A 12,037-nucleotide genomic window follows, 5' to 3' on the forward strand; every position below is an offset into this window, starting at 1 on the left:
CCTTGCAGAACCTGCAAGAAGAAAACAGGACGGAATCCGCCCTCATCGCCACGCAGGCCGACGAGTACCCCACTCGCTTGCCGGAAATACTAGCATAGGGGACTTGAAAGTGTCAAGCATCGACCCGGAGGGAGGAAATCCGTCCGGAATCCCGGACAATCAGGAGGGAGAATCCTCTCTCTCTCCCTCCAGAACCACCTCGGAAAATCCCGCATAATACCGGAAGATATCCGCCAGACAGGACAGGAACTGCAGGCGGTTGGTCCTCAGGGCCTCCTCTTCGGACAAGACCATTACGCCGTCAAAAAAGGCATCAATCCGGGGTCCCAGAGCCGCCAGATGGCGATAGGCACCGGCATAGTCTCTATCCCGGCTGCAAATCAGCAGTTCGCCGGCCGTGCCTTGAAGCGAAGAATACAGGGCTTTCTCTGCCTCTTCCTTCAGCAGCTCTTCCCGGACTCCTGTATCCTTCCCCTCACTCCAGGCTTCCAGTTGGAGCCAGGCATCTGGGGAGGTGCTTTCGATCTTCTCGCGACTGAGAAGGTTGTTCACCCTTCGGGCCCCGATGACCAGTTGCTCAAAGGCTTCATCGCCCCGCAGTTCACTGAGAGCCAGGGCTCTTGCGCGAAGATCCAGAATTCGGGTCTCGCCGCTGAGAAGAGCCGCCCGGAAGATGTCGCCCGGCACGCCCTCTTCTTCCAGAAGCCCTTCAAGCCTTCCCTGGAAGAAGCCGAGAAGCTCCGGGTGGATTGCTTCCCGATCCAGATTCTCGTAGCCTGAAAGGGCAAGGTCGAGAAGATCCGAGAGACAAAGAGGAAGTTCCCTGCCCACCAGGATCCGAAGCAGGGCCAGAGCCTGCCTACGCAGGGCATAGGGATCCTTGGAGCCGGTCGGAGCATAGCCCGCGGCCCAGAAACCGCAGATCGAATCCAGCCTGTCGGCAAGGGAAAGAAGAATGCCCTCCCCCCCTTCGGGCAGACGGTCGGTTGCAAAACGGGGGAAATAGTGCTCGCGAATTGCCAAGGCGGCCGTCTCGGAGGCTCCCTCCCGAAGGGCGTAGTTCATGCCCATCGTCCCCTGCAGGCGGGTAAACTCCTTGCCGTCCCTGATCATTTCACTGCCAAGATCCGCCTTGCAGTAGCGAGCCGCCCAGTCGAGGGCCTCTTCATCCAGAGGGAAACCCGGAAGCAGTTTCATGATCTGTTTTGACAGAGTGCCGATACGGCTTGAGCGATCGGCCAGAGATCCGAAGCCCTCCATCCAGAGGACAGACTCCAGTCGTTCCTGAAGACCCTTCATCCCCAGTCGGAGATCCTCCTGCCAGTAAAAACGGGCGTCCTCCAGGCGGGCCTGCAAAACGCGCTCGTTTCCCTGGATCACCGAAGCAGGGTCCTTTACCTCACCGTTGGTCAGGAAAACAAAGCCTGGAAGGAGTTCGCCCTCTGCGTTCTCCACAGAGAAGTAGCGTTGATGGCTCTTCATGGCGATCACGATCACATCGCGGGGGAGGTCCAGAAAGTCATCACTGAACTTGCCGGCAAGGGCAAAGGGGGATTCCAGAAGAAAGCTGAGGGTCTTCAGGAGTTCCCTGTCCTCCAGCAGACGGCCACCCATGCCCTCGGCCGCCTGTTTCGCCATCCTCAGAATAGCGCTTTCCCGTTCTTCGGGATCGGCCATGATCCCGGCCCCAGCCAGTTTCTCCTTATAATGGGAGGCACTCTCGTGAGCGAACGGTTCCGGGGAAAGCCGGAAATGACCCGGAGACAGTCTCCCGGACTCCAGACTCCCCAGGCGGAAGGAAATCAGCTCTTCCCCCAGAAGTGCCAGAATCGCACGAATCGGACGGGCAAAACGAATCTCTCCTTCTCCCCAGATCATGGTCTTGGGAAAGCGAAGGGCGGGAATCAGGGCGGGAAGGGATTCTGCCAGCAGTTCACCGGCAGCACGACCCGGAACCTTGCGATGAAGGGCAAGGTACTCCCCCTTCGGAGTCTCCACCCGGAGGAGATCCTCCAGACTCACCCCCTGGCCGCGCGCAAAGCCTTCGGCCGCCGGAGTCGGATTTCCATCACGAAAGGCGGCCGCCACAGGAGGGCCGGTCAGCTCTTCTTCGAGATCCTCCTGCGCGAGTTCCAGATCCCGCACCAGAATCGCAAGACGGCGCGGGGTGGCAAAGGACTCGATCTCTCCATGATCCAGGCGTGCCTTTTTCGCCCACTTCCTGAAATCCGATGCGAGTTGGCCAAGAGCAGGCATGCAATAGGAAACCGGAAGTTCCTCGCAGGAGATCTCCAGCAAAAAGTCACTACGATCCATCGGAAGTCTCCTTGGCACAGAGAGGGAAGCCCAATTCCTCGCGCTGGGCAAAGAAGGCCTGAGCCGAGCGACGGGCCAGATTCCTGACCCGGGTGATGTAACCGGTTCGCTCCGAAACACTGATCGCGCCCCGGGCCTCCAGCACATTGAAGAGATGGGAGCACTTGATCACATAGTCATAGCCGGGAGCGACGAGACCCTTTTCCAGAAGCCTTTCGGCCTCTTTCTCAAAACGGCCAAAGAGATCGAAGTGCAGAGCCGTGTCCGCTTCCTCGAAATTGAAACGGGAGAAATCCACCTCGTAACTCCGGTTCACATCTCCCCAACTGAGGCCGCCCCCCCAGTCAAGATCCATTACATGATCCACGCCCTGAAGGTACATCGCAATGCGGAGGAGGCCGTAGGTCAATTCCACGGTGATCGGCTTCAGCTCATAACCGCCCACCTGCTGGAAGTAGGTGAACTGGGTGATCTCCATCCCGTCGAGCCAGACTTCCCAGCCCAGACCTGCGGCGCCCAGGGTCGGACTTTCCCAGTCATCTTCCACGAAGCGGAATTCGTGGCGATCCAGATCGACTCCAATATGCCGGAGGCTTTCGAGATAGAGCTCCTGCACATTCTCCGGCTCGGGCTTGAGAACGACCTGATACTGAAGAAACTGTTGAACCCGGTTCGGGTTCTCTCCGTAGCGACCATCCTTGGGGCGGCGGCTCGGCTCCACATAGGCCGCTCGCCAAGGCTCCGGGCCCAAAACCCTCAGGAAGGTTGCGGGATTGAAGGTTCCCGCCCCCACCTCCGAATTGTAGGGCTGTAACAAGACGCAGCCCCGCTCAGCCCAGAAGGAGGAAAGGCGAAGTATGATTTCCTGATAGGTCATGCGTCCTCTTTCTTTCCCGGGGCCTGTGAGCGGATCAGATCCAGAGAGCGGGGCAGGCGATAAGAGGGCAGATGCATTCCCAATGCATGATGAAGAAGGCGCCCCAGTTTCTTGCGAAGGGACGGCTCCACTTCCCTGCCCAATTGCGCCCCGGGGCCCTCCCGGAGAAGAGATACTAAGCAGTCCCCCTCGGCAGGCGCAAGGTCTATCCCGTCTCCGTGGCAGCTTCTGCAAACAAAGGAAGCCGAAGCAGTCATAAAGCGGAGAGAGCCCTCGCCGATCTCCTCTCCGCAGACTCCGCATAGCTCCAGAGAGGGAAGGAGACCGTGAAGCAGCAGCAGATGCGCCTCAAAGGAGAAAAAGGCAAGCCAGGGCGGAGGCCCCTCGGTTTCATAAACCCCGAGATAATCTTCCAGAAGTTCGTAAAGCCCCTCGAGAGCCCCCTCTTCCCTGCTGGTAATCAGAACCAGTTCCAGGGCTGCCATCCTCAGGGCCAGGGAAGAGAGATCCCGGGAAACCAGCGGCAGCCTTCCCCGGGCCGAGAGTTCCTTGACCAGATGGAGGCCGCTCTTTTTCAGGTACAACTGCACCGTCAGGGCCGTGCCGGGATCAAGCAGGGCACGAATCCTCTTCTTCGGATCCCGGGCACCCTTGACCACGGCTCGCAGAACTCCCTGCTCCCGGCTCAGCATGGCGACAATCATGCTGCTTTCCCCCATGGGCCAGGTGCGCAGAACTCTCGTATCGGCAGGAATCAGGTTCATAAGAGATGAAGGAAGCGCCAGGAAATCAGCAGGTAGAAAGTCAGGGCGACAATGTCATTGGTCGTGGTCACAAAGGGACCGGTGGCATAGGCGGGGTCCACTCCAAGGCGACGAAGAATCAGGGGGATCAGGGTTCCGGTCAGGGTGGCCCAGAGAACCACAAGAACCATGGTCAGCGAGACAAGGGCACCGAGAACAGGGCGGCCCAGCCACAGACTGACACTCAACCAGCTAACCAGACCGATGACCAGACCATTGAGAAGAGAGACCCCGGTTTCCCTAATGAGAAGTCGAAGAGTGTGTTGCCTCTCAAACTCCCCGGTTGCCATTCCTCTTACAATGATCGTGGAGGACTGGATCCCGATGTTTCCGGCCAGAGCCATGATCACGGGAACGAAAAAGGCAAGTTCCAGCACACGGCTCAGGGATCCCTCAAAACTCTGGAGGATTCGGGCCGAAAGAAGACCTCCGAGAAGCCCGAGGAGGAGCCAGGGCAGGCGGGCAAGGCTGAGGCGGAACAGGGTTCCCGCATGAAAGCCCGGCTCGCTGACTCCCGCAAATCGGGAGAGATCTTCCGTGGCCTCCTCTTCCATGACTTCCATGATGTCGTCCACCGTGATGCGCCCGACCAGAACATTCTCTTCATTTACCACAGGGAGCGATACGAGATCGTACTTCCGGAAGAGCCGGGCGACCTCCTCCTGATCCATACCGGGAGTCGCCGTGACATGAATCGGCTCCATGAGAGCCTTTAGCGGCATGCCGGGACGGGCAAGAACCATGTCCCGAAGGGCAAGACTGCCGACCAGCCTCTGGGAAGCATCCACCAGATAGACATTGAAAAGCTGGCGGATCTCGTCCTGATTCTCGCGGAGATGCTCAATGGCTTCAGCAAGGATCGCCGTTTCCGGAAGAGCCGCCAGTTCCACCATCATCAGGTCGCCGGCCGTGTCTTCCTCATGGCGTAGCAATTCGCGAAGCTCCCCTTCCGTTTCCTCCCCGAGAAGGTCGAGAACCCGCGCTCTTTCCCCCGGCTCCAGCAGCCTTACTACATCGGCTGCCTCGTCCGACTCCATCTCCTCGAGCAGTTCGGCAATCTCCTTTTCCGACAGGAGATCCGTCATCTCCTCCTGCACACGCTCCTCAAGGCCGCCAAAAACTTCCGCTGCCCGATCCGCTTCGAGAAGCGACAGCAGTATCTTCCTCTGCTCATTGTCGAGACTCTCCAGGCTTTCCCCGATTTCAGCAGGGAGAAGCTCCTTCAGGTAAGGGCGAAGGCTATCATGATCTGCGGAAGACAGCAGGGCGCGAAGACGAAGATCAATTTCTCCCTGGGGAGCCTGCATCAGTCTTTCCCTGCGGGGGATTGCGGGAGACTCTGGGGCAGGATGGCTCCCCCGGAGACGATCATGTTCAGGGCTTCCTCCACCGAGAGTTTCGGATAGACCACTTCATGGATGGGGACCATGAGGAAAACACCGGAGGTCGGGTTCGGGCTCGTGGGGAGAAAAACATGGTGCATCTTCACGGGATCTCCCGCCTTGTGAGAATTGCCGTGGCGGTCCTCGCCGTCTTCTTCCCAGTACTGCCCGTGAATCCGCTCAAGAGCCGGACTGGTCACAAAGCCCAGGGACCAGATGCCCTGTCGCGGGTATTCGAAACAGACCACCCCGCGGAATGAGTTTTTCTGCTGGAAGACCGCAAGAAGCCGGTCGACCGCATCGAAGAGTTTGCCGGCAAAGGGCAGGCGACTGACCAGACCTTTCCACAGGCCTGTCAGTTGTCGACCGAGGAAACTTCCAGCAAAGAAACCGGTGATGGTCAGAAGGGCGATCACCGTCAGGAAACCGAGGCCGGGAATCTGGAAACCGAGTAACTGTCGAATGACGGGATCCAGAAATCCATCGACAACGACAAAGGATTTCCAGAGGAACCAGACGGTGACCACAGTAGGCGCGAGGACGATCAGCCCCGCAAAAAAGGATCGTTTCAGGCTTCTCATTGGTCTTCCTCTCTTTCTTTCCCGGGATTCTTCTTCAGTCCCTCCGACAATCCTTCACGAATCAGGATCACCTTGGCAATGCGCTGCCGCTGCACGCTCTCCACCCGAAAGGCGAAGGGTTCGACGCGAACCTCGTCTCCCGGTTTCAGAAGGCGACCGGCATGAAAGAGCAGAAGTCCCCCCAGTGATTCATAGCTTTCGCTTTCCTCAAAATCGTGCGACAGGATTTCGCCCAGTTCATCCAGATCAATCTTCGCATCAACCCTTGCCCGGCCCTCATCGAGGAGTTCGAAGAGGCTCTCCTCCGGGTCATGTTCATCGCGAATCTCGCCCACGATTTCTTCCAGGAGGTCTTCCAGGGTCACGATCCCCTCGGTTCCTCCATACTCGTCGACCACCACGGCCATGTGCTGCCGCTTTTCCTGAAAGCGTCGAAGCAGGTCTCCGATCGGCTTGCTTTCCGGAACGAAATAGGCTTCCCGGAGCATCCCTTCAAGAGACTCCTCTTGCCCCTGCAGGGCGAGGAGGTCCTTCGAATAAAGGATCCCGACCACATTGTCGATGGACTCCCGATAGACCGGGATGCGGCTGTGTCCGCAGGAGGAGACAAAGTTGCGAAGCTCTTCATGAGAGGTTTCCAGATCGAGAGCCTTGATGTCAATTCTGGGAATCATGACCTCATGCACCTGAGTGTCATGGAAGTCGATCACCGAGGAAATCATTTCCCTCTCGTCTTCCTCCAGATAGTCGCTCCCTTCACCGGTCTCCACAAAGTCCTGAATCTCCCGGGTGGAAACCACGGGACCTGCAAGATCCAGCCCGCCGGCAAGCCCGAAACTGCTCATCAGCAGACTGAGCAGGGAACTGAGCGGATAGAGCAGGAAGAAAAAGAGGAGATAGATCCAGCCAAAGAAGCGAATCACGAAAAAGGAGTGCCTCTCGGCAAGGCTGCGAAAGAAGGTCACCAGGCTCAGGGCAAGAAGAGAGAGAATGATCCAGGGAAGCAGATTGCCGGCAAGGACAGAAAACAGGTTCCTCAGTGCCCCCGCACCGGAGACGAGCAGTGCTGTCAGGGAGAGGTAGGGCATGAGGGCCAGAGTTACCGCCCACTCCCGGGGCCATTGAGCGGCAAAGCGCTCGGCCCGTGTCTTCTTTCGATCCTCAAAGACCTCGGGATTCAGCTTGAGAAGCGCCGTGAAGGCCTCCGACAGGGACGAGCTGAATATCAATGCGAGAAGAGAGACCAGGAACCAGGCCTGTTCATTCATGAACGTGTTTCCTTTCGTGACCGGAAATACCGGGACAGACGATGGCGAAAAGGTTCCTCGGCCTCCGCCATCCGATTCGATTCCTCAGGAATCTCATGATCGTGCCCTGCAATATGGTGAAGCCCATGAACCAGAAGTACTGCGATTTCCTCCAGCGTTGAATGGCCTTCCTTCAAGGCCTGCTTCCTTGCGGTCTCCACGGAGAGAATCAACTCGCCTGCAAAATCTCCTGTGCCCTCCTCCAGCGAAGAACCGTAGCGGAAGCTGAGAACATCGGTCGGCGAATCCTTTTTCCGCCACTCCCGGTTCAACTTCCGAATCTCCTGGTCCGAGACAAAGCTGATCTCAATGATCTCTTCCGGGAGCCCGATTTCACCAGCCATGGAGGAGAAACAGTCCAGGTCTATCCCCTCTCCGCTTTCAGTTTCCGAAAAATCCTGGTTCCAGTGAAAACGGAGTTTCATCTCAGTCTGAACCCTCCCCGGCTCTTTCCTCCATCGGAACTTCCGGGTCGGATGGGTAGCGAATCCTCGGATGATAGATGCTGAGCAATGTCGTGATGAAACTCTCCCGGATCTTTGCAAGATCCTCGATGCTCAAGCCGCATTGTTCCAGTTGGCCGTCCTGCAGGCGGGTCTCGATGGCCAGTTTGACCTGGCTTCGGATCTTGGCCGCCGTCGGGTCATCAAGACTGCGGGCCATGGCTTCCACCGTGTCAGCCAGCATGAGAACTGCGGTTTCAGGGCTGGAAGGCTTCGGGCCGGGGTAGCGGAAATCATCCTCCTTCACCTGCCCATGGGGATCCTGTTCCCGGGCGCGGTGAAGGAAGAACTTCATGATCGTAGTCCCGTGGTGTTCGGGAATCCCGTTCTTCACCACGCTGGGCAAACTGATCTTGTCCGCCGTATCGAGACCCTCCTTGACATGAGCTCCGATAATGAGGGCACTCATGTTCGGACTGAGCTTGTCATGGGGGTTCTTCTGCCCCCCCTGATTCTCCGCGTAATATTCCGGCTTCTTCAGTTTCCCGATATCGTGGTAGTAGGCGCAGACCTTGGCGAGCAGGGCATTGGCTCCGATCTCGTCGGCTGCGGCCTCCGCCAGATTACTGACAACCATGCTGTGCTGAAAAGTACCGGGAGCCTCCACCTTCATGCGTTTGAGGATGGGCCGGTTCAGGTCGGTCAGTTCCAGCAGCTTGAAGTCCGTGGTCAGATCAAAGAAACGCTCCATCAGCGGCATAAGCGGAACTACCAGCCAGGCGCAAATGAGTCCATTCGCGACACCATAACCCCAGTGGGACAGCATTTGGGGGAAAGGAACCCTTCCCAGCTCCAGCGCGGAAATCGCAAGGACATAGGCAATGCCGACATAGAGAATGCTACGGTAGAACTGGAGCCGGTCGCGCATTCTCTGCATGGAGAAAATCGTGGCTCCTCCTGCGAGGAGACTCACCAGCAAAGCTCCCGGCGAGAAGGGCGCAAGGGCCACCAGAAGAACAAGGGAAAAGAGTGTCACCACCATTGCGAGGATGGAGTCATAGAGACCGGCCACCAGCATGGCAACAAAGACCACGGGGATCAGGAACTCACCACTCCCCTCCACCTGCAGGGCAAAGCGGCTGACGGTCATGAAGGCCAGAATCAGAGTCACAAAGAAAAAGACGCGGCGGCTCTGACCGAGAAACCCGGGCTGATAGATCAGCAAGAAACGGATTGCAAGAAAGGAGAGAAAGAGAATCATCGCAATCCGGGCAAGGATCAGCGAGAAACTCTGCCAGCGGCTTCTGGGCTGGAAGCCCAACTGCTCCTGCAGGGCATCTAGTTGATCGAGGTGCTCCTGGGTGACCTGCACATTGGGGCCGAGAATCCGAACCCCCTTTCGAATCAGGGAGTGATCCGGTACGCGGCTGCGGGCTTCCTCCTTCTTCAGTTCGGTGTCCATCTCCGCATAAAGAAGATTGGGACGAAGGTGGGAACGAGCCACGACACGGAAAACATCCCGCTGCTCCTCTTGCCAGGAACGAAAGGAGAGACACAGTTTTGCCAGATAGTCATCCAGTTGATCCTGATCCAGGATCCTTGAGGCATCCCGAAGCTTGTTCTCTCCCAAAAGGGCGAAGGCGCTCTTTCGCCCGAGGCCATCGTTCAGGGGACTCCTCGTGTTCAGGATTCCCTGTTGGTAGAGATTGTCACAAACCTCCGCCACTTCCTCAATGAGATCGACATGACTCCCACTATCAAGAAGAAAGAAGAGAGTCTGGGGAGGAAGGCTCGGATAATGAGCCTCCATCCCTGCCATGGCCCAGGCATCCTGAGAAATAGAGTCGGAAACCATGCTGGCCAGATTCAGGGAATCGGGATGGAGAAATTCCTCAATCCTTGCTTCCAGTTGCACCAGGGATTCCCGGGTCTGGATCGCCAGTTTATCATCCCTGCGGTACTCGGGAGCCACCTCCATCGATGCCTGCGCCCTCTGCTCGGCGAGCCTCTGGGCTTCGACAGGAAGCTGGAAATCAATCGGGGCAATGACCTCTTCCCCGGAACCGGTCACCTGATCGAGTTGATAGTCGTACCGAGGAACCGGGGCCACCGTCGGAAAGAGAAAGAGAAGCGCAAGCAGAAAGCCCAGACCAAGCGACACATTGCGGATCTTCAGAAGAAAGACCGGCGACAGCCAGCCATCCTTCTCCGCCTTATCCCGTTTGAAATGCTTCAGGGGCATCACTGTTCTCCCTTGTTGGCCAGATCCTCAAAGGCTTCAATGATCTTGCGAACCAGGTGATGGCGAACCACATCACCGGTATCGAGGGTGACGAAGGAGATGCCCTCAATTTCGGACAAAAGCTTTCTTGCCTGAACCAGTCCGGAGTCCCCGGGCAGGTCCAGATCGATCTGGGTGATGTCTCCCGTAATCACCGCCCGGCTTCCGCTTCCCAGACGAGTGAGGAACATCTTCATCTGCGTGGACGTCGTATTCTGTGCTTCATCCAGAATGACAAAGGCCGAGTTGAGGGTGCGCCCTCTCATGTAAGCAAGGGGGATGGCCTCAATTACACCCGACTCCATCAACTGCCGGGTCTTCCGGTTTCCCACCAGGTCGACCAATGCATCCTGAAGGGGCTGGATGTAAGGATTGATCTTTTCCTGAAGATCGCCCGGCAAAAAGCCGAGACTTTCCCCCGCTTCCACCGCCGGTCGCACAAGGATCAGTCGCTCCACCTCTCGTGAACGAAGAAGGTTCAGAGCGTAGGCAACGGCCAGGTAGGTCTTGCCGGTTCCGGCCGGGCCGATGGCAAAAACCATCTCGTGGGTCTGCATAGCTTCGGCATAGAGTTTCTGCCCATAGGTTTTCGGTTTGACATCCCCATTGCCACGGGACTCAAAGAGAGTGCTGTCGAGATTCTGCAGTCGTGTTTCCGCCTGTTCGCGGTGAAGGCCCAAAGCATAATGCACATCCTGATCACTGAGGGAGCGTCCGCTGCGGATCAGTTCCATCAGGTCCAGAATGACCTGTCGCATTTCTTCCACGGCCTGCCGCGACCCGGTCAAGGTCAACTTGTCCCCGCGCACGGTGATTCGACCTGGAAAATCGCCTTCGAGAATGCGCAGATTGCTGTCTCCCACGCCCAAGAGGTTCAGGGCATCGATATCAGCGATGGACACAATCTCCTGATGTTCTTTCGGCATATCCCCTCAAGAAGAAAACTCCCGGCAACCCGAAGGGCGCCAGGAGTTCTGAGTTTCCGTGCCCGCGCGAAGGCCCCTTGCGTTCACGCTAACGCGGGATATCAAAGACCTGCTTGGGGTAGATCAGATCAGGATCCTTGATCTGGTCCTTGTTGGCCTCGTAGATCTTCGTCCACTCGACCGCGTTGTCATAGACTTCCCAGTAGCCGGCGATTCTCCAGAGACACTCACCCTTGATCACTTCATGAGCTCCGGGCCAGTCCCGGGGGATCGAGAAAACCTGCTCGGGGTAGATCAGGTTCGGGTTTTTGATCTGGTCGCGGTTGGCACGATAGATCCTCGTCCACTTCACAGGATCGGCATAGATCTTTTCCTTGCCACTGATCTTCCAGAGGCAGTCACCGCGGACGACCTGATACTTGAGTGGCAGGGACTCGAAGTACTCGATTTCCTTTTCAATCACATCCTGCCTGGAGTCAATCCGGGTCTGCAGGGAAGCCAGTCTTGCGATGGCGGCGTCGAGATTCGCCTTGCCTGCATCACTACCCTTGTCTGCCGTTGCACTGCGGTCTTCAAGAGCCGACAGTTCCGTCGCGAGTTCATCGCAGTAGGCATCCCGCTGGTCCATCTGAAGGGACTGGAACTCTTCCTCGCTGTAGAAATCCCCGGTGGAGACATCTGCTGTGCGGGTGATCTTCTTCGCACAACCGGAGAGAAGAAGTCCCAGAACCAGGATTGATACGATCCAGAGTCGATTACGCATCATCGAATTCCTCCCGCCTGGCGGCCACTTCCCTTTTTCAGTTCCTCAAGTTTTGCTTTCAAGGCGTCGAGATCCTCTTCGCTCTTGATCTTCCCCTGCAACTCCGCCAGTTCAGCACGGATGTTCTTCAGTTCCGCCTGAACCTCTGCAAGAGCCTCCTCGGCAGCGAGAGCCGTCTCCCGTGCTTCCGTCACCTGGGAAACTTCCGTGTCGCAGGGAGGGGGAGGGCAGGCACAGCCGACAAGAATCATGGCCAGCAGGAGAAGAATCCCCGCCGAAATCGTCTTTTTGCCGCTCATTTTCAAGGCCCGTCTCCTTTGTGATGCCAAGTCCCGTATTGATAAAAGTTTAGCACACC

At 57.3% G+C, this 12,037-nt stretch carries 11 protein-coding genes; all 11 read right to left on the reverse strand.

Translation table 11 applies throughout. The annotated features are described in order from the left end of the window. Positions 1-159: 159 nt before the first annotated feature. The 11 genes from glyS to QGH30_06195 all read right to left on the reverse strand — a co-directional run bounded on the left by glyS (position 160) and on the right by QGH30_06195 (position 11,978). The gene (gene glyS / locus QGH30_06145) at positions 160-2,316 is read right to left on the reverse strand and encodes a glycine--tRNA ligase subunit beta (protein MDP7021917.1); all 2,157 of its coding nucleotides are present in this window, start codon (positions 2,314-2,316) and stop codon (positions 160-162) included. Next, entirely contained in the window at positions 2,306-3,193 is an 888-nt protein-coding gene (gene glyQ, locus QGH30_06150; protein MDP7021918.1) for a glycine--tRNA ligase subunit alpha, read from the reverse strand. Before glyQ ends, glyS begins: the two co-directional genes overlap by 11 nt. Next, a complete protein-coding gene (recO, locus tag QGH30_06155; protein ID MDP7021919.1) occupies positions 3,190-3,957 on the reverse strand; it encodes a DNA repair protein RecO in 768 nt (255 codons plus the stop codon). The genes glyQ and recO overlap by 4 nt, the downstream gene beginning before the upstream one ends. Continuing rightward, positions 3,954-5,303: a magnesium transporter gene (mgtE, locus tag QGH30_06160; GenBank protein MDP7021920.1), complete on the reverse strand. Its 1,350-nt coding sequence runs from the start codon at positions 5,301-5,303 to the stop codon at positions 3,954-3,956. Before mgtE ends, recO begins: the two co-directional genes overlap by 4 nt. After that, a complete protein-coding gene (locus QGH30_06165; protein ID MDP7021921.1) occupies positions 5,303-5,959 on the reverse strand; it encodes a DUF502 domain-containing protein in 657 nt (218 codons plus the stop codon). Before QGH30_06165 ends, mgtE begins: the two co-directional genes overlap by 1 nt. Further along, on the reverse strand, positions 5,956-7,227 hold the full coding sequence (locus QGH30_06170; GenBank protein ID MDP7021922.1) for a hemolysin family protein: 1,272 nt from the start codon (positions 7,225-7,227) through the stop codon (positions 5,956-5,958). Before QGH30_06170 ends, QGH30_06165 begins: the two co-directional genes overlap by 4 nt. After that, positions 7,224-7,691: an rRNA maturation RNase YbeY gene (gene ybeY / locus QGH30_06175; GenBank protein ID MDP7021923.1), complete on the reverse strand. Its 468-nt coding sequence runs from the start codon at positions 7,689-7,691 to the stop codon at positions 7,224-7,226. Before ybeY ends, QGH30_06170 begins: the two co-directional genes overlap by 4 nt. Position 7,692: 1 nt before the next feature. Continuing rightward, positions 7,693-9,951, reverse strand: coding sequence for an HDIG domain-containing protein (locus QGH30_06180; protein MDP7021924.1), 2,259 nt, complete (start codon positions 9,949-9,951; stop codon positions 7,693-7,695). Next, positions 9,951-10,916, reverse strand: coding sequence for a PhoH family protein (locus tag QGH30_06185; protein MDP7021925.1), 966 nt, complete (start codon positions 10,914-10,916; stop codon positions 9,951-9,953). Before QGH30_06185 ends, QGH30_06180 begins: the two co-directional genes overlap by 1 nt. Before the next feature lie 88 nt (positions 10,917-11,004). Beyond that, entirely contained in the window at positions 11,005-11,682 is a 678-nt protein-coding gene (locus QGH30_06190; GenBank protein ID MDP7021926.1) for a LysM peptidoglycan-binding domain-containing protein, read from the reverse strand. Further along, entirely contained in the window at positions 11,679-11,978 is a 300-nt protein-coding gene (locus QGH30_06195) for a hypothetical protein (GenBank protein ID MDP7021927.1), read from the reverse strand. The genes QGH30_06190 and QGH30_06195 overlap by 4 nt, the downstream gene beginning before the upstream one ends. Positions 11,979-12,037 lie beyond the last annotated feature (59 nt).

This window comes from Candidatus Krumholzibacteriia bacterium (assembly GCA_030748535.1).
Classification (GTDB): domain Bacteria; phylum Krumholzibacteriota; class Krumholzibacteriia; order JACNKJ01; family JACNKJ01; genus JASMLU01.